22 protein-coding genes are annotated in these 24,339 nt (G+C 69.6%); 15 read left to right on the forward strand and 7 right to left on the reverse strand.

Going from position 1 to position 24,339, the window contains the following annotated elements; genetic code table 11:
• Positions 1–117: 117 nt before the first annotated feature.
• Positions 118–1,452 (reverse strand): DUF2254 domain-containing protein, encoded by a 1,335-nt coding sequence (locus JCR33_RS22925; protein WP_198884477.1) that lies wholly within the window; start codon positions 1,450–1,452, stop codon positions 118–120.
• A gap of 244 nt (positions 1,453–1,696) precedes the next feature.
• Here JCR33_RS22925 and JCR33_RS22930 point away from each other — a divergent pair, with 244 nt between their 5' ends.
• The 11 genes from JCR33_RS22930 (at position 1,697) to JCR33_RS22980 (ending at position 11,432) form a co-directional block, all read left to right on the forward strand.
• Positions 1,697–3,298 carry an EAL domain-containing protein gene (locus JCR33_RS22930; RefSeq protein ID WP_198884478.1) on the forward strand — a complete coding sequence of 534 codons (1,602 nt, stop codon included), beginning with the start codon at positions 1,697–1,699 and terminating at the stop codon, positions 3,296–3,298.
• A 50-nt stretch (positions 3,299–3,348) separates the two neighbouring features.
• Positions 3,349–4,260, forward strand: coding sequence for a phytanoyl-CoA dioxygenase family protein (locus JCR33_RS22935; RefSeq protein WP_198884479.1), 912 nt, complete (start codon positions 3,349–3,351; stop codon positions 4,258–4,260).
• Positions 4,261–4,283: 23 nt separating this feature from the next.
• Positions 4,284–4,925, forward strand: coding sequence for a glutathione S-transferase family protein (locus tag JCR33_RS22940; protein WP_198884480.1), 642 nt, complete (start codon positions 4,284–4,286; stop codon positions 4,923–4,925).
• Between the two features lie 7 nt (positions 4,926–4,932).
• The gene (locus JCR33_RS22945; protein WP_198884481.1) at positions 4,933–5,574 is read left to right on the forward strand and encodes a glutathione S-transferase family protein; all 642 of its coding nucleotides are present in this window, start codon (positions 4,933–4,935) and stop codon (positions 5,572–5,574) included.
• A 103-nt stretch (positions 5,575–5,677) separates the two neighbouring features.
• Positions 5,678–6,868, forward strand: a complete 1,191-nt coding sequence (gene sorT / locus JCR33_RS22950) for a SorT family sulfite dehydrogenase catalytic subunit (protein ID WP_198884482.1) — start codon at positions 5,678–5,680, stop codon at positions 6,866–6,868.
• On the forward strand, positions 6,865–7,188 hold the full coding sequence (sorU, locus tag JCR33_RS22955) for a SorU family sulfite dehydrogenase c-type cytochrome subunit (RefSeq protein WP_198884483.1): 324 nt from the start codon (positions 6,865–6,867) through the stop codon (positions 7,186–7,188). Before sorT ends, sorU begins: the two co-directional genes overlap by 4 nt.
• Positions 7,189–7,351: 163 nt before the next feature.
• Entirely contained in the window at positions 7,352–8,245 is an 894-nt protein-coding gene (locus JCR33_RS22960; protein ID WP_198884484.1) for an NAD(P)-dependent oxidoreductase, read from the forward strand.
• A complete protein-coding gene (locus tag JCR33_RS22965) occupies positions 8,245–8,973 on the forward strand; it encodes an SDR family oxidoreductase (protein ID WP_198884485.1) in 729 nt (242 codons plus the stop codon). The genes JCR33_RS22960 and JCR33_RS22965 overlap by 1 nt, the downstream gene beginning before the upstream one ends.
• Positions 8,974–9,004: 31 nt before the next feature.
• On the forward strand, positions 9,005–9,847 hold the full coding sequence (locus tag JCR33_RS22970) for a fumarylacetoacetate hydrolase family protein (RefSeq protein ID WP_198884486.1): 843 nt from the start codon (positions 9,005–9,007) through the stop codon (positions 9,845–9,847).
• A gap of 29 nt (positions 9,848–9,876) precedes the next feature.
• Complete coding sequence (locus JCR33_RS22975; RefSeq protein WP_198884487.1) at positions 9,877–10,812, forward strand: 2-hydroxyacid dehydrogenase; 936 nt, start codon at positions 9,877–9,879, stop codon at positions 10,810–10,812.
• Positions 10,813–11,030: 218 nt separating this feature from the next.
• Complete coding sequence (locus JCR33_RS22980) at positions 11,031–11,432, forward strand: hypothetical protein (protein WP_198884488.1); 402 nt, start codon at positions 11,031–11,033, stop codon at positions 11,430–11,432.
• A gap of 88 nt (positions 11,433–11,520) precedes the next feature.
• On the opposite strand, the gene denD is transcribed toward JCR33_RS22980, so the two are convergent.
• Both denD and JCR33_RS22990 read right to left on the reverse strand, forming a co-directional pair.
• Positions 11,521–12,483: a D-erythronate dehydrogenase gene (denD, locus tag JCR33_RS22985; RefSeq protein ID WP_198884489.1), complete on the reverse strand. Its 963-nt coding sequence runs from the start codon at positions 12,481–12,483 to the stop codon at positions 11,521–11,523.
• A gap of 93 nt (positions 12,484–12,576) precedes the next feature.
• Complete coding sequence (locus JCR33_RS22990) at positions 12,577–13,233, reverse strand: sulfite exporter TauE/SafE family protein (protein WP_332461256.1); 657 nt, start codon at positions 13,231–13,233, stop codon at positions 12,577–12,579.
• Here JCR33_RS22990 and JCR33_RS22995 point away from each other — a divergent pair.
• Together JCR33_RS22995 and JCR33_RS23000 are read left to right on the forward strand one after the other, a co-directional pair.
• Entirely contained in the window at positions 13,133–14,245 is a 1,113-nt protein-coding gene (locus JCR33_RS22995) for a hypothetical protein (RefSeq protein WP_232372788.1), read from the forward strand. The two genes, JCR33_RS22990 and JCR33_RS22995, sit on opposite strands and share 101 nt — an antisense overlap.
• Positions 14,242–15,324 (forward strand): GSCFA domain-containing protein, encoded by a 1,083-nt coding sequence (locus tag JCR33_RS23000; protein ID WP_198884492.1) that lies wholly within the window; start codon positions 14,242–14,244, stop codon positions 15,322–15,324. The genes JCR33_RS22995 and JCR33_RS23000 overlap by 4 nt, the downstream gene beginning before the upstream one ends.
• A 3-nt stretch (positions 15,325–15,327) precedes the next feature.
• Here JCR33_RS23000 and JCR33_RS23005 read toward each other — a convergent pair whose 3' ends face one another.
• From JCR33_RS23005 to JCR33_RS23020, 4 genes are all read right to left on the reverse strand, one after another.
• Positions 15,328–17,022, reverse strand: a complete 1,695-nt coding sequence (locus JCR33_RS23005; protein ID WP_198884493.1) for a PilZ domain-containing protein — start codon at positions 17,020–17,022, stop codon at positions 15,328–15,330.
• Between the two features lie 68 nt (positions 17,023–17,090).
• The gene (locus JCR33_RS23010) at positions 17,091–18,017 is read right to left on the reverse strand and encodes a glycosyltransferase (protein WP_198884494.1); all 927 of its coding nucleotides are present in this window, start codon (positions 18,015–18,017) and stop codon (positions 17,091–17,093) included.
• Positions 18,018–18,065: 48 nt separating this feature from the next.
• A complete protein-coding gene (locus tag JCR33_RS23015) occupies positions 18,066–18,875 on the reverse strand; it encodes a polysaccharide biosynthesis/export family protein (protein ID WP_198884495.1) in 810 nt (269 codons plus the stop codon).
• Positions 18,876–19,015: 140 nt separating this feature from the next.
• On the reverse strand, positions 19,016–20,632 hold the full coding sequence (locus tag JCR33_RS23020; protein ID WP_198884496.1) for an undecaprenyl-phosphate glucose phosphotransferase: 1,617 nt from the start codon (positions 20,630–20,632) through the stop codon (positions 19,016–19,018).
• Between the two features lie 390 nt (positions 20,633–21,022).
• On the opposite strand from JCR33_RS23020, the gene JCR33_RS23025 reads away from it, so the two are divergent.
• Positions 21,023–22,267 carry a polysaccharide biosynthesis protein gene (locus tag JCR33_RS23025; RefSeq protein WP_198884497.1) on the forward strand — a complete coding sequence of 415 codons (1,245 nt, stop codon included), beginning with the start codon at positions 21,023–21,025 and terminating at the stop codon, positions 22,265–22,267.
• 13 nt (positions 22,268–22,280) lie between these two features.
• Positions 22,281–24,326, forward strand: a complete 2,046-nt coding sequence (locus tag JCR33_RS23030) for a GumC family protein (RefSeq protein WP_198884498.1) — start codon at positions 22,281–22,283, stop codon at positions 24,324–24,326.
• Positions 24,327–24,339 lie beyond the last annotated feature (13 nt).

Raw genomic sequence — 24,339 nt, forward strand, 5'->3', positions numbered from 1 at the left:
CAGGTTGAGTGGGACGTGCTCGCTCTCCAGATCTGGCGCGACTGCTCTGCGCTCCGGTTGATCCAACCTGAGCGGTAGGCGCGCGAAGTCTCTGGAAGATCGTTCGCCCGCAGCGGGTTAGGCTGGGGTCGCGCGCCCCTCGTCCATGGCGGCGAGGGCGCTCGCTAGCGCCTCCTCAACCTCCGCCCGGGCCGCGCTTTCGGCGAGCAGCTCGCCGGCGGAGGCGGCAAGCCGTGTCATCTCGTGGCGCACCGCGTCGGCCCGGCTCTCGCGCGAGGCCGCCTTGGCGATTTCGGCGAGACCGGCGAGCGCGTGCAGCGTGACGTTCCGATCGGCCGCGACGTACTGACGCATCTTCGAGTAGGCGTGGGAGAGCATCGCCTCGAACGTCACGCGGTCGTAGAGAACGCGCGCGGTGCCGGCGAGTGGCGGGCTCGGCGGACGGGCGGCGAACGGCGTCAGGCCCGCCCGCAGCCAGTCGAGGCAGAGGATCGCCGTGTGCGGGTCGTTCACGCCCGGCGACAGCGCCCGCCCCAGCACCTCCACGAGCTGATCGACCTCGAAGAACACGTCCTGGACCCCGGTGCGGTTGGCCCCGAGGGTGTGGCAGCGCCCGAAGGCGGCAGTCCCGGCGGCGTCGAGCCGGGTCGCCGGGCGCACCCGCAGTAGCACCTCGCCCGCCACCACGAACCGGCCGGGCGCGCAGATCACCACCACTTGCACGTCCTTCTCCTCGGCGAGGGCATGGAGTTGGGACAGGTCGTATTGCAGCACGTAGCCCGGCCGTTCGGCACGGATCGCGGCCTCGTTGGGGCCCGGCGCGTCGCGGCGGAAGGGCACCAGATCGGCCCCGGCCTCCCGGTCGGCCACCGCCTCGGCGTCGAGCATCTGGTCGATCGTGTCGCCCAGCTCCAGCCCGATGCGGGCGGCAAGGTTCATGATGTCGATCGATTCGGGGACGTGGTGGATGTAGGCGATCATCGCCACGATCGAGGCGAGGGTGAGGGCGAGCGCCACCACGACGGAGATCTGCGGCACGAAGGCGACCTCCTCCTCGCCCGCCCCGTGCACCGTGCTCAGCACCGTGATGCAGTAGACGAAGGTGGCGAGGAAGACGCCCAATACCACCTGATTCGTCCGGTCCCGCATGAAGTTGCCGATGAGGCGCGGCCCGTAATTGCCGCTCGCGAACGACACCGCCACGATGGTGATCGAGAAGGCGACGCCGGCAACGCCGAGCACCGCGCCCGCCACCGTGGTGAGGATCGCCCGCGCCCCCTCCACCTGAATGGGCTGCATCAGCCCGATCTCGGCGAGAACGCCGGAGCCGAGCCGCGCGTCGACCGCCGTCGAGGCCAGCCCGAGGAGAATGGCGAGAAGCGTCAGAAGCGAGGGAATGAACCAGTAGTTCTGACGCAATTCGAGCAGACTGCGGACAATAAGCTGACGCATGGTGGTGGGTACCCTCCGCGATGGGGCGTGGATGGTAGGTCCCTTGCCCTGCTGGACAAAGGCGCTCGGAAGGCTCACCGTTCGCTGACCATGCCGTTTATTCGTCATCTGCGCCGGGCGTGGGCGGACCCTCCGCTGCACCAGGGCACGGGGGCATAGTGGTCCGAGCATAGACTTTGCATGGGAGAGCGATCGTGGCGATTGCGCCGTCGCTGCGGCACACGACTGTCGACCTGGGCGCCGCATGAAGCGCCACCACATCATTCAGCTCACCGTCGTCCTGTCCATCGCCGGTGCCGTGATTCCGCTCGCCATCACCGCGCTGCTCGCCTGGAACCTCGCGGTGCGCCACAAGGAGGACGAGCTGGCGGTGCTCGCGGCTCGCGTCCTGGAGCGCGCCGAGATCGCCATGGCGCAGGCCGAGGGTGCCCTCAGCGCCATGGCGCAGCGAACCGCCGATCCGTGCTCGGCCGACAATATCGAGGAGATGCGGCGCCTCACCATCCGCTCGCGCGCCATCGAGGAGATCGGCTACATCGAGGAGGGCGTGCTCGCCTGCACCTCCTGGGGCAGCACGGGGAGCGAGTACGGCACCGTCGCGAGCGACTTCCGAATCAGCAACGACATGAGCGTCAGCATCCGCGTCGAGCCGAACGACGCGCTCGGCACGCCGATGATGGCGCTGCGCCTCCAGCGCTACTACGCGCTGATCGACCCCGGCCACTTCACCGACGTGCTGGCCGCGCCGACGATCCGCGTGGCGCTCGCCCACAACGAGGGCGGCGTTCTCGCGACCAACAACGCCCCCGGCCCCGACCTGCTGGCGCTGCTGACGAGCGACCGCACGACCGCCCCCCAGCCGCCCGACGTCTACGCGGTGCTGACGCGCGGCGCGTTCACCGCGCTCGCCGCCGCTCCGCGCAGCGACGTCTCCTCCACCCTGCGCCGCGAGTTCCTGCTGCTGCTGCCGCCGGCCGCCGTCATCGTCACGGTGATCATCCTGGCGGTGATCGCGACCTCGCGCCGCCGCCTGTCGCCGACCGGCGAGATCGCGAGCGGCCTCCACCGCCGCGAGTTCTTCGTGCGCTATCAGCCCATCATCCGGCTGGAGGACGAGGTTTGCCTCGGCGCCGAGGCTCTGGTGCGGTGGCGCCGGCGCGACGGCACCGAGGTGCCAGCGGACCAGTTCGTGCCCATCGCGGAGCGAAGCGGCCAGATCCGCGAGCTCACCGACCAGGTGATCGACCGGGTGCTCGTCGACATGGCCGACACCCTGGCGAAGCGGCCCGACATCCACGTCGCCATCAACTTTTCCGCCGACGATATGGACAGCGGGCGGATCATCACCAAGCTCGAGAACGCGCTCAAGGGCACGGGCATCCAACCCCAGCAGATCTGGCTCGAGGCGACCGAGCGTAGCCTAATGCACGTGGACCGTGCCCGCGCCACCATCATTGCCGCCCACGAGCGCGGCCATTCCGTCGCGATCGACGACTTCGGGACCGGCTATTCGAGCCTCCAGTATCTGCAGCAGCTGCCGGTCGACGCGATCAAGATCGACAAGACCTTCGTCGACACCATCGGCACGGACGCGGCGACGAGCATCGTCATCCCGCACATCATCGAGATGGCGAAAACGCTGAACCTCGTGATGGTCGCCGAGGGCATCGAGAACGCCGAGCAGCTCGCCTATCTGCGCGCGGCCGGCGTGCAGGGCGGCCAAGGCTATCTCTTCGCCCGGCCGCTCGATCCGGGCGACTTCGTCGCCTATCTCAACCGGCCGCGCGGGGCCGTGGCACCCGAGGCGACCCAGCCGGAAACGTCCTTCCTGTCGATCGGACCATAGTCTAGTCTTGATGCCGACGGCCGGGGAACACGGCCGCAAGGGAGGATCAGATGGCAACACCCCGCCCAACAGAGCGAGAAGTGCTGAGCGCCGACGACGTCGCCTTCTACGACGACAACGGATATGTCGTCTTGGAGCGTCGCCTTCCGGCCGAGACGGTGGCCGCGCTGAAGGCCGAGCTCGCCCGCTTCCGCGAGATGGCCCGCGGCCTGCGCGAGAGCGACGAGCGCCTCGACCTCGAGGACAGCCACAGCCCCGACGACCCGCGCGTCCGCCGGGTGAAGCTGCCGCACACTCAGAGCGACATCGTCGCCGAGCTGATGCGCTCCGACCTCATCCTCGCCCCGGTGCGTGACCTCGTGGGTCCCGACGTTCGCCTCCACACAAGCAAGCTCAACGTGAAGTCCGCCCACTACGGCGCGCCGGTCGACTGGCACCAGGACTTCGCCTTCTACCCGCACACCAACGACGATCTCCTCGCTGTCGGCGTGATGCTCGACGACGTCGACGAGGAGAACGGCCCGCTGATGGTGTTCCCCGGCAGCCACAAGGGGCCGATCTACGATCACCACGCGAGCGGCGTGTTCGCCGGCACCATGGATCTCGAGGCCTCCGGCTTCGACATGAAGGACGCGGTGAAGCTGATGGCCCCGGCGGGGTCGATCTCGATCCACCACGGCCGTATCGTCCACGGCTCCGACACCAACCGGTCCGCGCGCGACCGGGGCGTGATCTTCTATGAGATGATGGCGGCCGACGCCTTCCCCATCATGGGCTCGATGACGGGTGCCCTCTCGTTCGAGGAGTACGACACGCGCATGCTGTGCGGCTCGCCGACGAAGGCGCCGCGCCTCGAAGCGATCCCGGTACGGGTGCCGCAGCCGCAGCCCGTGAAGCGGGGTTCGATCTACGAAGTGCAGAAAGCCGCTGCCAAGCACGGCTTCCGCGCCGCCGCCGAATAGAGGGCGGCAGACAAGGAGAGACGATGCTGACGATCTGGGGCCGGGCGACATCGGTCAACGTGCAGAAGGTGATGTGGGTGGTGGGCGAGCTCGGCCTTCCCCACACCCGCATCAACGCCGGCGGCCCCTTCGGCGGGCTCGACACGCCGGAGTTTCTCGCCATGAACCCGCACGGCCTCGTCCCCGTCATCAAGACCGACGACGGGCTCGTGATGTGGGAATCGAACGCCATCGTCCGCCACCTCGCCATGGCCGATCCCGGCCGCCACCTGTGGCCCGCCGCTTCGCCGGCTGGCCCTACCGCCGACATGTGGGCCGAATGGGCCCAGACCGTCGTGCAGCGAACGCTGCTCGGCGTATTCGTGAACATCGTGCGCGTGCCGCCCTCCAAACAGCAGCCGGCGGTGATCGAGGGGCACCGGCGCGAGCTCGTAGCCGCCCTGCAGACGGCCGAGGCGCAGCTCGCGGACCGCTCCTTCCTCGCCGGCGAAAGCCTCACCATCGCCGATATCGTCTTCGGCTCCGCGCTCTACCGCTATCACGAGCTCGACATCGCCCGCCCGGCACTGCCGGCGCTGTCCGCCTACTACGGCAAGCTCTGCTCGCGGCCGGCCTACGCCGAGCACGTGATGGTCGACATCTCCGGGATGTACGTGAAGGACTGACCCGGCCGTGCTGACGGTGTGGGGGCGGGCGACCTCCTCCAACGTGCAAAAGGTGATGTGGGCGGTGGGCGAGCTCGGTCTCCCCCATCGCCGCCACGACGTCGGCGGCGTCCACGGCGGCCTCGACGCGCCGGACTTCGCCGCCCGCACCCCGCACCGGCTCGTGCCGGTGGTCGAGTGGCCCGACGGCACGGTGATGTGGGAATCGAACGCCATCGTCCGCCGCCTCGCCCTCCTCGATCCCGACCGTCGCCTCTGGCCCGCCGACGCCGCCGCCGGTGCCGCCGCCGACATGTGGGCCGAGTGGGCGCACCACGCGCTCCAGCGGCCGCTCATCGCGCTGTTCTGGGCGTTCGTGCGCACCCGGCCGGCGGAGCGGGACGCGGCGCTTATCGCCGCGCTGCACCGAGAGACCGTCGCCGCCCTTCGCGCCGCCGAGCCGATCCTCGCGGCGCGCCCCTTCCTCGCCGGCGATCGCTTCACCATTGCCGACATCAACTTCGGGCACCTCCTCTTTCGCTACCACACGATGGCCATCGAGCGGCCACCTCTGCCCGCACTCGCCCAATATTACGAAGGCCTTACCCGCCGGCCCGCCTATCGCGCCCACGTGATGGTCGACTATTCGAGCCTCGTTCCGACGCCCTGACGGCCGCGACGCGGCGCCGCGTCGGCCGCATGGGTTTTGCGAATTCTCCCAATTCGTCTTATTCTCAGGAAATAATCATAATAATAGCCTGAGGGAGGGCACGATGATCGGCCAACACCCCATCAATCGCCGAAAATTTCTGCTGACGACCGGGGGCACCGCCGCCGGGGCGGCCGCCGTCGGACTGATGCCCGCGCGCGCCTTGGCGCAGGCCAAGCCGCTGCCGGCCTACGCCGACTGGAAGAAGCCGGACGCGATGATCGTCCACACCGCCCAGACGCTCGAGACCACCCGCGCCGGCATGGGCTCCCCCGCCATCACCCCGGCGGACATCCTCTACGTGCGCAACAACCTTCCCGCCCCCTCCGCCGACATCACCGCCGATCCCGATGCCTGGGAGATCGCCTTCGAGGGCGTCGGCGAACCCGGCACGATGTCGCTCGGCGACCTCAAGACCTACGGCGTGGAAAGCATCGCCTGCGTGCTACAGTGCTCCGGCAACGGGCGCGCCTTCTTCGACCACGAGACGAGCGGCACCCAGTGGAGCGTCGGCGCCGCCGGCAACGTGTTCTGGACCGGGGTGCCGCTGCGCCGCGTGGTGGCGGCGATGGGCGGTCCGTCCGCCTCGGCCCGCTTCCTCACCGGCACCGGCGGCGAGACGCTGCCCGAAGGGCTCGACCCGACCACCATCATCGTCGAGCGCTCGGTGCCGACGTCGGCGCTCGACGTCGCCCTCATCGCCTTCGAGCTCAACGGCGAGCCGCTTCCCGTCGCCCACGGCGGCCCCGCCCGCCTCGTCGTGCCGGGCTACTACGGCGTCAACAACGTCAAGTATATCAAGAAGATCGCCTTTACCGAGGAGGAGAGCCCGGCGAAGATCCAGCAGAGCGGCTACCGCATGCGCCCGGTGGGCGAGAGCGGCGCCCCGGGCCAACCCTCGATGTACGAGATGAGCGTGAAGTCGTGGGTCACGGCGCCGCTGATGGATGTGTCGAGCGGCCGCGTGGTGATCCAGGGCGTCGCGATGGGCGGCGTGTCGGCGGTCAGCGGGGTGGACGTCTCCCTCGACGGCGGCGGCAGCTGGAAGGCGGCCGAGTTCACCGGCCCCGATCTCGGCGCCTACGCGTGGCGTCCCTTCGAGCTCGTCACCGACCTTTCGGTCGGCACCCACGTGGTCGCGAGCCGCGCCACCAACGCCGCCGGCGACAGCCAACCCGAGAACTTCCCGCCCAACCACCGCGGCTACGGCAACAACGGCTGGAAGGCGCACGCGATCGAGCTCACCGTCTCGTGAAGCCTCGCATCCGTCTTGGTCTCGGCGCGGCGATGCTCCTCGCCGTCGCCGGATCCGCCGCCGCGGACGACATCGCCCGCGGCAAGGCGCTCTTCACCGGCGAGGCCTCGCCGCCCTGCGGCCTCTGCCACACCCTCGCCGATGCCGGCACGGAAGGCGCCATCGGCCCCGTGCTCGACGATCTGAAGCCCGACGCGGCGCGGGTGGCGGCCACCGTGACCCAGGGGGTCGGGGTGATGCCGGCCTACGCCGAGATCCTCCCGGCGAGCGACATCGCCGCCCTCGCCGCCTACGTCTCCAGCGCGACCGGCGCCCAATAGCGCCCACCCGGCGGGGAGCGGCACCCGATCCGGGCGCCGCTCCCACGCGTCGCCGCGCGATCGGCACCGATACTGTGATCTCAGTGATTGTGCGCCGCTGCAGTGTGTGCCACCCATGTCGGCAACAAGAATGCCGACCAACGGCAGCGCAGCGAGGGACGCCATGACGAATAGACCCGCGATCGGCTTCGTCGGGCTCGGCTTGATGGGGTCGGCGATGGTCGAGCGCCTGCAGTCGCTCGGCTATCCGGTCACGGTGATCGCCAACCGTCGCCGCGACCGGGTGGAGGCGGCCCTCGCCCGCGGCGCCACGGAGGCGACACGCACCGCCGACCTCGCCGCCGCCAGCGACATCGTCATGCTCTGCATGGACACCTCCGCCTCGGTGGAGAGCCGCATGCTCGGCCCCGACGGGGTGATCGCGGGACTGAAACCCGGCACCCTCGTCATCGACTTCGGCACGTCGCTGCCGGGCTCCACCCTCGCCCTCGCTGCGCAGGTGGAGGCCGCGGGCGGCCGCTACATGGACGCCCCCCTCGGCCGCACCCCGGCGCACGCCGTCGACGGCAAGCTCAACATCATGGCCGCCGGCGCGGCGGAGGACTTCGCCCGCGTCGAGCCGGTGCTGAAGGATCTCGGCGAGAACGTCTTCCACGTCGGCCCGCTCGGCGCCGGACACACGCTGAAGCTGATCAACAATTTCTACGGCATGACCACGGCCATCGCGATGGCGGAGGCCTTCGCGATGGCCGACCGCGCCGGCATCCCGCGCGACCAGCTCTACACCGTGATGTCGGCGGGCCCGCTGCGCTCCGGGATGATGGACTTCATCAAGGCCTACGCCGTCGACGGCCAGGCCGACGCCCTCGCCTTCTCCATCGCCAACGCGCGCAAGGACGTCGGCTACTACTCGGCGATGGCCGACGATCTGGGGGCGACCACACTCATGTCGACCGGCACCAAGCAGGCGCTGGGACTTGCCAAGGCGACCGGCCAGGGCGAGCGTATGGTCGCCGAAATGGTCGATTACTTCGCCAGTCTATTCAAGGAACGCTAATGCGGCTCAAGGGAAAGCGTGCGCTGCTCACGGCATGCGCACAGGGTATCGGACGCGCCACCGCCATCGCCTTCGCCCGCGAAGGGGCGACGGTGTTCGCGACCGATGTGAACGAGGCGGGCCTCGCCGGCCTGCCGGACGGCGTCGAGACGTTCGGCCTCGACGTGCTCGACGGCGGCGCGGTGGAAGCGGCGATCGACCGGGTCAAGCCCGACGTCCTCTTCAACTGCGCCGGCGTCGTCCACGCCGGCACCCTGCTCGACGCGTCGGACGAGGACTTCGACCTCGCCTTCACGCTCAACGTCAAATCCATGTTTCGGGCGACCCGGGCCGCGGTTCCGGGCATGATCGAGCGGGGCGGCGGCACCATCGTCAACATCGCCTCGGCGGCCTCCTCCATCATCGGCGTGCCAAACCGCTGCGTCTACTCCGCGTCCAAGGCGGCGATCATCGGCCTCACCAAGTCGATCGCGGTCGACTTCGTGAAGGAGAATATCCGCTGCAACGCGATCTGCCCGGGCACCGTCGATTCGCCTTCGCTCCACGAGCGGCTGCGCGCCACCGGCGACTACGACGCCGCCCTCACGGCGTTCATCGCCCGCCAGCCGATGGGCCGCATCGCCTCCCCCGACGAGATCGCGATGATGGCGGTCTATCTCGCCTCCGACGAATCCGCCTTCGTGACCGGCCAGGCCTGCATCATCGATGGCGGGTGGAGCGTCGCCTAAGAAACTCGATCAACGCTTTGGGAGAACTCCGTTGAAACTCTTGCGCTATGGCCCCGCGGGCCACGAGAAGCCCGGCTGCCTGCATGCCGACGGCACCGTTCGCGACCTCTCCGGTGTGGTCGCCGACATCTCGTCCGCCACGCTGTCGCCGCAGATGCTGAGCACGCTGACGGCGACCGACGTCGACGCGCTGCCGGTGGTGGCCGATCCCGGCCGCATCGGCCCCTGCGTCGGTGCGCCGGGCAAGGTCCTGTGCATCGGCCTCAACTACTCCGACCATGCCGCCGAGACCGGCGCCACCCCGCCCGGCCAGCCGATCATCTTCCACAAGGCGACGACGGCGATCTGCGGTCCCTACGACGACGTGGAGCTGCCGCGCGGCTCCGAGGCGCTCGACTGGGAGGTCGAGCTCGCCATCGTGATCGGCAAGAAGGCGAAATATGTCGGCGAGGCCGAGGCGATGGACTACGTCGCCGGCTTCGCCCTCTTCAACGACGTGTCGGAGCGCAACTACCAGACCAAGATGGAAGGTCAGTGGACCAAGGGGAAGTCGCACGACACCTTCGGCCCGCTCGGCCCCTGGCTCGTCACCAAGGACGAGATGGGCGACCCGCACGACCTCGCCATGTGGCTCGACGTCAACGGCGAGCGGCGCCAGACCGGCTCCACCTCCACGCTGATCTTCAACGTGCCGACCATCGTCTCCTACGTGTCGCGCTTCATGACGCTGATGCCGGGTGACGTGATCCCCACCGGCACTCCGCCGGGCGTCGGCATGGGTATGAAGCCGCCGGTCTATCTGAAGGTCGGCGACACCATGGCTCTCGGCATCGAGGGTCTCGGCGAGCAGAAGCAGACGGTCGTCGCCGCCTGACGGCACGATAGCAAAGAGGAGAGCGCACGATGGTCGATGTTCTGGTGACGAGACCGCTTCTGAAGAGCGCGATGGAGCGGCTCGACAGGACCTTCACCGTCCACAAGCTCTACGAGGCGGACGACCAGGATGCGTTCCTCTCCGCGGTGGGCACCAAGATTCGCGGTGTCGCCACCAACGGCAACATCGGCTGCCCGCCGGAGGTGCTCAACCGCACGCCGAACCTCGAGATCGTCTCGAGCTTCGGCGTCGGCTACGACGGGATCGACGTGGAGGCCTGCCGGTCGCGCGGCATCCGCGTCACCAACACCCCCGACGTGCTCAACGACGCGATGGCCGAGCTCACCCTCGGCCTGATGCTCGCGGTCTGCCGCGAGATCCCCCAGGCGCACAACTATGTGCTGCAGGGCAAGTGGCCGAGCGGCCCCTATCACCTCACCCGCGAGCTGACGGGCAAGACGCTCGGCATTCTCGGCCTCGGCCGCATCGGCAAGGAGGTCGCCCGGCGCGCCCAGGCCTTCAAGATGCAAGTGATCTACCACGGCCGCAACGAGCAGCCGCACGAGCCCTACACCTACTATGGCGACCTCGCCGACATGGCGGCGGCGTCGGACTGGCTCGTCTGCATCGTGCCGGGCGGGCCAGCGACCGACGGCATGGTCAACACCGCGGTCCTCGACGCGCTGGGGCCGGAGGGCGTGTTCATCAATGTCGGCCGCGGCTCGACGGTGGACGAGGCCGCCTTGATCGCCGCCCTCAAGGAGGGCCGGCTCGGCGCCGCGGGGCTCGACGTCTTCGCCGACGAGCCCAACGTGCCGGAGGCGCTGAAGGCGATGCCCAACGTGGTCCTCTCCCCCCACCAGGGGTCGGCGACCCACAAGACGCGCTTCATGATGGGCGACCTCGTGGTCGAGAATCTCGTCGCCCACTTCGACGGACGGCCGGTGCTGACCCCCGTCGCCTGAGACACGTCGAACCCGCACAGCGAACGCGCCCCGGGCCACCGCGGCGCGTTTGCCATTTTAGCCGCCCGCCCGGCGGGAGCCGCCCCGCGGGACGGCTGCGAGCGGACGACGCCGCGCCACCGTCACGCGGCCGTCAGACTGACCCATCAAGGTCCCGCCCGAGGCTACCCATCGGCCGGCTCCCTCGATCGCCGGCATTGGAAAACGGGACGACCACCATGACCACGCTTCGAACGACCCTCCTCGTCGGCGCCCTGCTGGCGTCATCCGCCGCCCTCGCGGAGGACTGCAAGGCCCTCCGTGCCGCCCATGGCGACGACGCGGTGTACGAGTGCATCCTGTCCTACAACGACGGCAGCTCCGCCAAAGTCGCCAACGACTGCTTCCTCAGCCTCGACGAAGGCTTCGCCTGGATGGGCAAGCACAGCGCGTCGACCAAAGGCGTGATCCGGGCGGGCAACTGCCACAACCGAGAGGGCACGGTGCACTACGTCGACTGGCTCCGCGATCGCGGCCTCGCGGTCAATCCGCCGCGCGAGGGCAAGAACCCCAAGAGCCTCGTGGAGGAGACCCGCGACATCACCGAGGAAGCGCCCGCCCCGGTCACGACGCCGCGCTGACGCGCCTCACGGCCGCGCGCCCACGAAACCTGCCGAGGGGGTCTCGACGCCCCCTCGCTGCCCCGGCCGCGGGCCCGCGCTCCCAACTCTAGCGGCGGATGTCGTCCTCGAGGAAGTAGCGCACGTTGTCCTCGAAGCTCGCGTCGGCGGCGAGACCGAGGGCGCGGGCCTTCACCGGGTTGATGTGGGGACGCCAGCCCGTGACGATGTCGAGGATGCGCTGATCCTTCTCCCAGCGGATGCGCGACACCGGCTCGTCGCCCGCCACCTTGCGCATCGCCTCGATCATCTCGCCGATGGTGCCGACGCGGCCCGGCAGCGCGAAGCCGCGATTCTCGCCGAACGAGGCGGCCGGGATCTCGGCGCAGCGGATGAGGTTCGCCACCGTCACCCGCGGCGAGGCGTACCAGAGCGCGTAGTCGGGATCGACGGGGCACACCGCCTCCTCCCCCTGCAACGGCTCGCGGAAGATCGACGACATGAAGGATGATGCCGCCGCGTTCGCCTTGCCCGGGCGGATCGTCACCGTCGGCAGGCGCGGCGCGCGCCCGTCGAGAAATCCCTTGCGCGAATAGTCGGTGATGAGGAGCTCGGCCGCCGCCTTCTGGGCGCCGTAGGAGGTCTGCGGGTTGAGCTGGGTATAGTCCTCGATCTTCTCCGGGATCTCGCCGCCGTAGACGGCGCAGGAGGAGGTGAACACCACGACCGGATTGGTGCCGAGCGCCCGCGCCGCCTCGAACACGTGTATCGAGCCGAAGAGATTCACGTTCATGCCGAGGTCGAATTCGGCCTCCGCCTGGCCCGACACGATGGCGGCGAGGTGGAAGATCACGTCCGGCCGGGAGGAGAAGAGCGCCGAGACGGCGGTGGCGTCGGAGATGTCCACCGCGTGGCACGCCACCTCGAAGGGCGCGTCCATGGGCGGAGGCGCGGCGAGATCGGCAAGGTCCATCGCCGTGATGGGCTCGCCCCGCAAGGTGCCGCTCGCGGCGAGCGAACGGGCGATCTTCTGGCCCAGAAAGCCGCCGCCACCGATAATCAAGACCCGCATGTGCGCTCCGCTCCTCACGTTTCTATATCCGCCGACCTTAGCGCGGCTCGTCCGCCCGTGCAGGGATTTTCCGTGCGCCCCAAACGCGATGGCTCACCAGAGGGCGTCGGTGATCAGCTTGATGCCGACGCTCGCGAGGATCAGGTTGATGAGCGGGTAGAAGTGCGCCGGCGAGATCTTCATGACCACGCGGGAGCCGACCCACGTCATCAGCAGCGCGAAGGGGGCGGCGATCGCCGCGACGATCAGCCCCTCCCGCGTCATCTGGCCGAGCGCGATGAAGCCCGGCAGCTTGGCGAAGTTGACGATCGCGAAGAAGGCCGCCGTCGTGGCGGCGAAGACGTCGCGGGGCAGGCGCTGGGGAATGAGGTAGATCTGAAACGGTGGCCCGCCTTGGTGGAGGACGGTGGACGTGAAGCCGGAGAGAGTGCCGAGCACCCAGCCGACCGCGCGATGGGGAACGCGCGCCGGCGCCTGGCGCACCACCAGGCCGCGGATGGCGAAGCCGAGGGTGACCGTTCCGAGAACGCCGAGCATCGCGCGCTGCGGCATCACCACGAACAGCGCCATGCCGATCAGGACGCCTACCCCGGCGGCCGGCAGCAGGAGCTTCAAGTTGCCGACATCCCATCGGCCACGATAGATCCATATGCTGAAGGCGTCCTGCGTCATCAGGATCGGCAGCATCAGGCCGACCGCCGGTCCCGGCGGCAACACGAGCAACATCAACGGCATGGCCATCATGCCCATGCCCGCCAGCCCTCCCTTGGACAGGCCGAGCAGGCTGACGGCGAGAAGGAAGACCACTATGGCGACGGGGTCGAGAGGCATTCGCTCAACGCCTCACGAGGAGCCGGCGGACGCAGACCCGGAACCCGACGCCGAGCCCCCGCGCGCCCCGCACCGGCTCTCCGCCGCGATGCTGCCGTGGCCGGCGCGCTATCACCATCTGCCGAGGTTCGTGCTGCGCGGCCTCGTGCCGCCACGCAAGGTTCCGATCCTCATCGTCGGCATGAGCCACACCAACGCGGTGGCGCATGCCCTCGACCACACGCCCGACCGGCGCTTCGGCATCATCAACCTGCGCCAGGTCAAGGTCCCCGAAGACACCGCCGAGATGACCGCGAAGGAGACCCGGGCCAGCCTCCGCATCCGTCGGCGGCCGATCCCGCTGTTCGCCCGCTTCGCGCCGACGGTCGTGGTCTCGATGGTCGGCGGCGCCAACCACCATATGCTCGGACTGTTCGAGCATGCGGAGCCTTTCGATTTCGAGATGCCGGGCGCGCCGGACGTCCTGCCGGGACGGCGTCGCTTGACATATGCGGAGGTGCGGGCGGTGTTCGAGTTCCACGTCCATAACTCGCTCGACACGATTGCACTATTGCGCCGGTACTACGGCAAGCCGGTCCTGCACATCTCGGCACCGCCGCCGACGAGCGACGAAGCGCACATCCGCCGGACCCTGGCGCCGACGCGCGGCGACGCCGTCGCCCGGCAGCCCCTCACCCCGGCGCCGATCCGCATGAAGATGTACCTGCTGCAGAACCAGATCCTGCGCGAGCACTGCGCGGCCAACGACATCACCTTCGTCGAGCCGCCCGCCGAAGCGCTCGACGACGACGGCTTCCTCGCCGAGCCCTATCGCAGCTTCGACCCGGTGCACGGCAACGTGACCTACGGCCAGCTCGTCATCCGGGATATCCTGAGGCATCCCGTCACCGTCGCGGCGCTCGGGCCGAGCGCCAACGAGGCTACGCCATGAGCCACCCCTACGCCGACATCCCCGACTATCGTCATTGGCGGCGGGCGCCGGGCGCGGCCGACCCCGGCAACCTCGACCCGGTGGTCGCGACCAAGTTCGCCATCACCCCGGAGGAGCCGGTGGCGAGCGCGGGGAGCTGCTTCGCCCAGCACGTCTCCGAGCACCTGCGCCGCTGCGGCCTCAACTCGCTCGTGACCGAGAAAGCGCCGGACTTCGTGTTTCCGCGCCTGCGCCAGCAACTCCAATACGGCGTGTTCACCACGCGCTCGGGCAACGTCTACACCGCGCGCCAGCTCCGCCAGCTGTTCGACCGCGCCTACGGCCGCTTCGAGCCCGAGGCCGTCGCCTGGGAGGCGGGCGACGAGCTCGTCGACCCGTTCCGCCCCAACGTGTCCCGCTACGTCTCCGAGAGCGAGCTCCTCGCCGACCGCGAGCGGCACTTCGCCGCCGTCCGCGCGATGGTGGAGACGCTCGACATCTTCGTCTTCACCCTGGGCCTCACCGAAACGTGGGCCGACCGCGACGGCGCCGTGTTTCCGCTCGCCCCGGGCGTCGCCGGCGGTGACTTCGACGCGACGCGCCACCACCTCCTCACCCTCGGCGTGGACGAGGTGGTGGACGACATGCGCGCCGCGATCGCCACCATTCGCACCCACAATCCGGCGGCGAAGGTGATCCTCACCGTGTCGCCCGTGCCGCTGATGGCGACGGCGCTCGACCGGCACGTGCTGACCTCCACCACCCACTCCAAGGCCATCCTGCGCGTCGCCGCCCAGACCCTCGCCGACGCCGATCCGCTGATCGACTATTTCCCGTCCTACGAGATCATCACCGCCCCTCACACCCGCGGCAGCTACTATGCCGAGGACGCGCGCGAAGTGACCCCGCTCGGCGTCGCCCACGTGATGCGCGTGTTCCTGAAGCACTATGTGGGCGAGACGACCGCGGAGACGCTCGCCGCGAAGGTGGCGAAGGGCCATGCGCGCAAGAAAGGCGGCAAGCGCCCGGGGTCCGTCGAGAGCGCGAAGCACATCATCGACGCGATCTGCGACGAGGACGCCTTGCGCGACGTGCGCTGAGCCTCACGCCTCCGGCCGCGGGACGGTGACGATGGCCGGATCGCCCGCGAGCGCCGCCGGCATCGCGGGCGTGGTGCGGATGCGGGCGAACACGGCGTTCTGGTCGTCGAGGATCGCCGGCGGCAGGCCGATATAGCCCTGCGGATCGTCGACCCGGCCGACGCTCTCCACCACGCCGGTGTAGCGGTCGCCCGAATAGGGCAGGTCCACGTTGACCTCGTCGCCGAGATTGGGGGCGTTGCCGGACGCGAACAGCGCCTGCACGTGCCCCTCGCTGCCCCTCGGATAGAGAAGCGCGACCTGGCCCCCTGCGGCGACCCGCTCGCCGGGATCGACGAGGATGCGGGCGAGATAGCAGTCGCACGGGCTGACGATCGCCTTGCGCGCGCCGTTGCGCGCGTCCTCCACGAGGGAGACGATGGGCTCGCCCTCCGCCACCAGCTCGCCCGGCGCCTTCGCCCATTCGAGAACGAGGCCGCCGTCGCCGGCGTCGACGGCTATGCGCTTCACCGCCACGGCGGCGTGCTCGGCCCGCACCGCCTGCGGGCCCTTGGGGGCGGCGTCGCTACCGCCCGGCACCCGGTCCGCCGCCTCGGTGAGGATCACCACGCTCGCCACGAGGCCGATGATCGCCGCGTTGAACGGCAGCGACATCAGCGCCGCGATGGGGCTGAAGCGACGCGGGCGCTTGGCCTTTTTCGGTGCGACGGCGCGCTCCGTGGCGGCCGCCTCCTCCTCCGTCGCCCCGGGTGGCATCGGCCGGGCCCGCGCCGCCCGCGGGGCGTTGAAGGGACGGCCGTGCAAGGCGGCATGAGTCAGGGCGCGCAGCACCTGCCGCTGCGTCTCCGACGGCGCCACGAAGCGCCAGCCGGTGCGGTCCGACGAGCGGTTCACCACCTCGCCGTCGATGTCGAGGTTCACCGCATAGTCGCCGAGGTCGATCTCGAGCTCGAGCTTGCGGGCGTCGCCGATACGGTAGAGCTGGCCCTCGGAGCGGATGGCGATGCCGCCGGTCGACCAGTCGATCAGCGAATAGAGCTGATCCTCGATCATCACGGTGCCGCCGCCGTCGATGCGCTGCGCCCGCCGGTTCTGCTGGCCGGGCTCGGTGGTGATCGTGGCGGCCGCCGCACCGGGGCGGGGCGTGCGTCCGCGCGGCCGCGGGACGGTGAGGGGCGGCACCTCCACGGGCTTGGCCGCCGGCCGACGGGTCGCGGCGATCACCGGCCCCTCGTCCTCCACCGGTGGGGCCTGCGGCGTCTCCGTCCGCGGTGCGATGTCGAGACGGGACACGTCCTGCGGAGCGGCCTCGACGCCGAGATCGTCGAAGTCTTCGAGCGGCTCCGGCGTGCGCGAGCGGACGCGCAGGCGAGAGCGCAGACCGCCGCGGCCCTCGCGTCGCGCCGCGACTCGATCCTTCGCCGCGTCCACGGGAGCCACGACCTCGCTCGCGGCGACCTGCGGGGGTGCCGGCGCGACGCCATCGTCGCCGCCGGGGGCTGCGGCCTCCTTCGGCGCCGGTACCTCCCGGGCCGACGCCGGAGGCTCGGTGGGCAGCATGGCGAGGCTGTCGTAGGTCACGCTCCAGCCGCCATATCCGAAGGCGAACTCCGACGCGGCCTCGTCCGAGGGCCGAGGCCTCTGGCGCGTGTCCCCGCCTCCATTGGTCCCGGCCGCTGCGTCGTCGTCCGCCGTCATCGTGGTTCCTTGCTCAGACGAGCCGAATATGGCGCCCTTTGACGGCTTTGTCAGGGGAGAAGGCGCGCTCAGCGGTGGCCCTTGCCATAGAGTGCCGGACGATCCTTGCGCCACCACGTCAACTTGCCGAGGCCGCTCATCAGAAGACCGGTGGGACCGGCCGGCCAGCGCCCGCCGAGACGGCCGAGCAGAGCGAGCGGCCCGGCGACCAGCGTCGCCGCCGCCCCTTTCGCCATATGCATCAGCATCTCGCCCCGCTGAGGGGGGCGCACCATCATCGGAATGAGGCAGCGGTGCTGGCCCGATAGGTAGCGCCGACGCATCACGAACCCCCGGTCGAGGCGCGAGAGGGGGATGTACTCCACCATCGCCGCCCGCGGTGACCACACGAAGCGCCGCCCGTCCATGACGAGCTGGCGGAAGAGGAGCACGTCCTCGCCGCCGATGTCGTCGAGGCGCTGGTCGAACGGCGTCGGGCCGACGAAGCAGCGCTCGCGTAGGAAGGCCGAGCCGGGCAGCGGCAGATAGGCGTCGCGGTCGCTGACGTCGGTGCCCTCCGGCACGGCGAGATCGCGCGAGTAGGTATCGGTGAACCACGCGGCGCCCTCGGGCTCCGGACCGTCGATCTTGGCGATGCGCGGGCCGAAGCTGCCGTCGGCGCCGGTCGCGAGGAGGGTGCCGACCTGGGCGGCGAGCCACTCGGTGGGGGCCTCGCAGTCGTCGTCGAGAAAGGCGACGACCTCGCCCTGCGCCTCGGCGAGGCCGCGGTTACGGGCCGTCGCCACCCCCGGCTCGCGCACGTGGATCCGGGTGATGGCGAAGGGCATCGGCACCCCCGCCACCACGTCCCGGGCGTTGCCGTCGTCGGAATTGTCGACCACCACGACCTCGATCTCGTAGTCGTCGGGCACGCGCAGCTCCGAGACGCTGGCGAGGGCCCGCGCGAGAGGCCCGGGCCGATTGCGTGTCGGAATGAGGATGGTGATCGTCGTCATGATCCGTTCGCCCGCCCCCCCTGCGGGCTCCGGCGGGCTCGTCACCCCTTAGTTCGTCTTTTCATAGAGTGTGTAGTTGAAGTTGTGGTTAAACGGAACCACGCCCTCGATGTATTGTTTGATGAAGAGATTTAGTTTGGCAATGCCGCTCTTCGGCACGAACACGATGTCGAACGGGCGCAGCAGCGTGTTCTCGGTGGGTGTGCCGCCGTTGGCGAACGACTTCAGGTCGAGGTAGCGCAGCATCGGCAGATCGTTCGGCCCGCGGCGGATCAGGACGACATTCTCGGTGTTGGCCGTGGTGAGGAAGCCGCCGGCCTGGAACACCGCCTCCAGCACGCCGGTGGGGCCGGAGATCACATAGGCGCCCGGCTCCTTCACCTCGCCGCCGACGAACACCTGGCGGCTGCCGAAGCCCGTCGGCACCACGCCCACGTCGGGAAAGCGCAGATAGCGGCTGTAGCGCTTCTCGAGCTCCGCTTCGAGCGAAGCCGGGGTGCGCCCGACCGCCTGCACCTCGCCGATGAGGCCGATATAGATGTTGCCGTCGGGGGCGACCTTGGTCTCGACGTCCTCGTCCTCGTAGAAGGGAAGCTTCACCTGGAGCTCGTCGCCGACGACGAAGCGCAGCTCGTCCTGGAAGCCTTCCGCCCACGGCTGGAAGCCCGAGGGGAGCGGCGGCGCGATCGGCTCGCTCGGCGCCTGGCACGTGGGTGTGCAGGGCGCGAGCGCGTCCTCGGGCGCCTTGTAGACCGGGCAGCCCGAAACGCTCGTCGCCGACACGCACGGGGCGTCGCCCCCCTGCGTGGCGCAGGCGGTCAGGGCGAGGAGGAGGATGAGGACAGCCAGCCGATGCATCGGAATCCCCAAGGACGGATGTCCATGAGCCTTGGGTCGTTAACCTTAGCAAAAGGTTAACGCGGCCGGTTTCTGAAAGGAGTTGTTAACACCCGCGGTGCCCGTCTTGCGGCGCCCGACGGTGCCGCGGCGCGTCCCGATCAATAGGCGTTGCGCGAGCGGAACAGCAGCGACAGCGGAGTGATGGCGAGGATGTAGAGGTCGAACCAGAAGGTCCAGTTCTCGATATATTCGATGTCGTAGCGCACCCGCACGAGGAGCTTGCGGTTGGTGTCGGTCTCGCCGCGCCAGCCGTTCACCTGAGCCCAGCCGGTGATGCCCGGCTTGACGCGATAGCGGCGCATGTAGTCGGCCACCGCCTCCTCGAAGGGCTTGCCCTCCGCCTTTGTGCCGAGCGCGTGGGGGCGCGGGCCGACGAGGCTCATATCGCCGTTCAGCACGTTGAAGAGCTGCGGCAGCTCGTCGATCGACGTGCGGCGCAGGAAGCGGCCGACGCGCGTCACGCGCGGATCGTCCCGCGTGACCTGGGCGGCGCCGGCAAGGTCCGTCAGATCGGTCCGCATGGTGCGGAACTTGTAGATGGTGAAGATGCTGCCGTTCCAGCCTCGGCGCGGCTGGCGGAACAGCACCGGCCCCTTGCTGTCGAGTTTGATCGCCAAGGCGGTGAGCCCCAGGAGCGGGCTGAGCAGCACAACCAGAATGCCGGCGATGAGCCGATCCTCGACGAACTTCGCCACGCCGGCCCATCCCTCGATGGGCGCGTCGAGAGCGCGCAGCATCGGCGCGCCGCCGATGGTCTCGAACGGCCGGTCGAAGAAGCGCCACATGGCAAGGTCGGGCGCGAAGAGCACCGTCACCGAGAAGCGCGACATGCGGTTCATGATGTGGGTCAGCCGCTCCACCGCGTTGAGCGGCAGCGCGATGATGACCTCGTCGACCATGCCCTGGGCGACCGCCTCCTCGAGCTCGGCGAGGCCGCCGCGGCGCTCGTAGCCTTCGATCGCCTCGGGCACCCGCTGATAGCGGTCGTCGTAGAAGCCGACGAGGGCGTAGTGGGCGTCGTCGCTGGCGTTGAGATGCTCGATGACGGCGACGCCCTGCGCATCGCCGCCATAGATCGCGACGCGTCGGCGCAGATGGCCGCGCCGCATCGCGAAGCGCACCAGCAGCGCCACGATGACGCGGTAGACGAAGATCGTCGCCGTGGCGGCGACGAGCCAGGCGAGCAGCCATTCGCGCGTGTAGGGCTCGCCGAACTGCGCGCCGAAGGTGACGGCGGTGATGAGCGCGAAGGTGAACAGCAGCGACTGCACCAGTCGCCGGATGAGCCGCAGCGTGATCTTGTGCGCCGGGGTCCGATAGACCTTGTTGCTCTCGAGGACGCGGGAGAACACGATGGTCGCGACGAGGGTCATCGCCGAATAGGTCAGCATGACGTCGATGCCGCCGATCATCACGCGCGATACCACGAAGCCGGCGCCGAAGAAGCTCAGGAGATCGCCGACGGTCAGCGCCCGGTCGATGCTGCGCAGGTCGAGATATTCGGGGCGGCCGAAAGCCTGCGGGACGCGGCGCATCCGGCTGACCTTGCGGTTGAGGTGCACGTCGGTCGGATCGGCGGCGAGGTCCGCGGCCGGCGCGCCAGGCTCGGCGGAATCGGCGCGCGCAGACGCGGGCGTGCGCGCCGGCGTCACCGTCGCCACGACCCCCTCACCGCTGGGGAGCGGTGCGTCCCGAAGATTGTCCCTGGCTGTCATCCAGTCATTCACCGCACCTGTTCCAGAACCCTGACCCCATTCCCATCCCAGCGGGCGATGTTCTTGCGGCCATCGCGCGGTTCAGCGCAACCAACATTGGCATCCCATGATTCTGCAAAGTTATACAGCAGAGGTTTAACTTTTATACACTTGGCAGCTCGATCCGTTCCGGCGCCCATGCGCCCCGCCTTCGGCTCGATGAATCAGCGTGTTAGACTATTGAGCAACGATGCTGACCCGACGCCGACTCCACCCTCCTGATCATCCCCACCGGATCGCCTTGACCTTTCGCGTCCTCACGCCACAATCTTACCATGTTTGCGCGCGGTCCGTCGCCGGCGGACTGGCCCGATCCGTCGCCACCGCCGTCGGTCGCGCGGGTGAGGTACAGTGAAGCGCTATATCCTCCCTCTCATCAACCAGGGCGTGGTTGCGGCGTTCAACCTCACCCTCCAGCTGCTCCTGATCCGCCTCGCCTCGTCGGAGGATTTCGGCACCTTCGTGCTGTGGCAGTCGATGGTGATGATCATGGTCGGCTTCCAGGACGCCATGATCGGCGTGCCCCTGTCGCTCCGCATCGCCTTCGATCCGACGAATGCGCGGCGATTCGTTCTGGAGAGGCAGGTGGCGGCGTTCGCGGCGATCTTCGTGGCGGGAGCCGCGGCGATCCTGCTCGTCGCCCTCCTCGTCGTCGGCGACGGGCTGCGCTCGCCGCTCCTCGGCCCGGCCGTCGCGCTCTACGCCGCGAGCTTCCTCGCCTACTACGCGGTGCGCTTCCTCGCCCAGTCGCGGGCCCAGTTCGGCAAGGCGCTCGTCATCGACAGCGCCTACTCGCTGATGAGCCTCACCGCGGTCGGCCTCCTGGCGGTCACCTTCGGCACGCTTCCCCTCGTGCCGCTCTTCGCCGCGCTGTCGCTGCCGGCCGCGGCCGCGGCCGTCATCGGCTACGCGATCCTGGAGCGGCCGCCCGCGCCGCGCAGCCGCCGCATGTTGCAGCGCTACGCCACGATCTGGCGCGACACGCGTTGGACGGTGGCGGCCGTCGCGGCGTCCGAGCTGCAGAACCGCGCCTTCATCTTCGTCATCTCCGCCCTCTACGGATCGGCCGCGCTCGCCGGCGTGTTCGCCGGAACCATCGTGCTGCGGCACATCGTCCTCGTGATGGGCGCGTGGACGGCCTTCGCCCGACCCTTCCTGGTCGGCATGCGCGACCGCGGCGCCACCACCGCCATGTTGCAGTTCTCGCTGGGCTCCGCCGCGGTGCTCATGGCGATGTTAGCTGTGAACCTCGTCATCCTCGCCGTGGCCTGGCCGCTGATTGACACGTACATCTATGGTGCAAAGTACTCGGACATGTGGTCGGTGGTTGTTCTGTGGACGATCGTCTACGCCCTACAGGCACCCGTGATGCCCCTCGCGATGGTGCTCGTCACGCTCGGCCGCTACCGGGAGGATTCCACGGCGGTCATGATCGGCTCGACGGTCACCGTGACGCTGGTGACGGTGCTCGCGGCCACATTCGGGCCGCAGACCGCGGTCGTCGGCATGGGCGCCGGCTACGTGATCACCTGCGCCATCATGGGATGGCGCATCGCCCAGGAGCTCGGCCGGCGCCGCGCGATGGTCGCCCCGTGAGGCCGTCGCGACGATGAGCGCGCCCGACGCCACCCTCGCGGCGGTCGCCGAGCCGCGCGCGCCCAACCCGCTCAACCCGATCCTGTGGCTGATCGAGGCGCTGTGGCAGTACAAGTGGCTCATCGTCACCATCATGGTCGCGGGCGTCGTCGCCGCGACGCTGCTCGCGAGCCGGCTGCCCAACAGCTATTCCGCGAGCGGCCTCCTCGAGATCGACCCGCAGTCCGAAGGCGTCTTGCGCGGGCAGCAGAGCTCCAGCGGCTACATCCCGCCCGAGACGATCACCGAGACCGAAGTGCAGGTGATCCAGTCGACCAACGTGCTGTCGCGCGTGGTGGACCAGCTCGACCTCGAATATTCGCAGGCGAACCCTGCGCTGCGCGCCTCCGCGAAAGACGGCCCCAAGAGCCGCGCCAGCGCCGAGAGCGCGATCATCGATTCGCTCCAGCGCAACCTCACCGTCCGCCCCACCGGCCGCTCTTTCGTGGTGGAGGTGAGCTTCGAGGGCTCCGATCCATCCTACGTCGCCGACGTGGTGAACGCGGTGATGAACGCCTATCTCGGCGTCGAGGTCTCGCAGCAGCGCACATTCGCGCGCGACGCCATCACCCTCCTGTCCAACCGGCTCGACGAGCTGCGCACCGACCTCGATTCCCGCGAGCGGGCAGTGCAGGACTTCCGCGCCACGAGCCGCATCGCCGAGGAGGCCGGCACCAACATCCTGTCCGAGCAGCTCGCCCGGCTCAACGAGGAGCTCGTCCGCGCCCAGGCCTCGCTCGCCACCGCGACGGCCGCCTCGAGCCAGCGCGGCGCCGTCGCCGACAGCCTGCCGGAGGTGGTCAACTCGCCGCTCATCCAGCAGCTCCGCGCCCAGGCGGCGGTGCAGGAACGCACCGTCTCCGAGCTCGCCTCGCTCTACCGCCCGAGCCACCCGCGCCTCATCCAGGCGAAGAGCGCCCTCGCCGCGCTGCAGGACACCATCGACCAGGAGACGCAGAAGATCGTGTCGGCGATCGGCACCACCGAGACGGTCGAGGCCGACCGCGTCGCCGCCCTCCAGAAGGACGTCGACGCCCTGCGCGGCCGGCTCAACGAGCAGCGCAACGCCGAGATCGAGCTTCGCCGACTGGAGCGCGAGGTGGAGGCGAGCCGCAAGGTCTACGAGGCTTTCCTCGACCGCTTCAACGAGGTGCAGGGCACGTCGGGCCTGGAGCGGCCGGACGGGCGGATCATCGCCTCGGCGGTGCCGCCCATCCAACCGTCCGGGCCCAAGCGCATGCTCATCGTGGCGGGCGGCGGCATCCTGTCGGGCGGCCTCGCCTTCGCGCTCGTCATCGGCCTCGCCCTCATCGATTCGCGCATGCGCACCCGCGCCGACGTGACGCGCGCGACGGGCCTCACCCCCGTCGCCGTGATGCCGCCGGTGCCGGGGCGCGGCGGCCTGCTGCGCCGGTTGGGCGGGCGCCACCGCAACGCCGCCTTCGCCGAGGCGATCACCCACCTGCGCGCCGCGCTGGTGCTCGGCGCCGGCACCCACGGCACCACCGTGCTCGCGATGACCGCCGTCGACACCGCCACCGGCCACGCCGCCCTCGCCGCCGCCCTCGGCCAGGCGTGCGCCGTGTCGGGCGACCGTGCCGTGATCGTCGACGCCAACGTGGAGAACCCGACGCTCCACACCCTCCTCGGCGGCAGCAACGAGTACGGCCTCTCCGAGGTGGTCGCCGACCGCGGCGACCTCGACAGCACGCTGCAGATGGACGAGGCCTCCGAGCTGATGTTCATCGCCGCCGGCAACCGGTCCGACCCCTCGCTCTACCGCTCCGAGTGGATGGGCCGCGTCCTCGACCTTCTCTACGAGCGCTTCAACGTCACGATCCTCTGCCTGCCGCCGCTGCCGGATCTGCCCGACGCCCAGGTCCTGGTGTCGGAGGCCGACGTCACCGCCATCGCCGTGCGTGCCGGCCTCACCGACCGATCAAGCCTCGCCGAGCTCGTCGCCATGCTCCGCTTCGCCGGGCAGAGCCGCCGCCTCGCCACCGTGCTGATGCGCGGCTGAGGCGAGGAGCCGC

Source organism: Acuticoccus mangrovi, assembly GCF_016411865.1.
GTDB lineage: Bacteria > Pseudomonadota > Alphaproteobacteria > Rhizobiales > Amorphaceae > Acuticoccus > Acuticoccus mangrovi.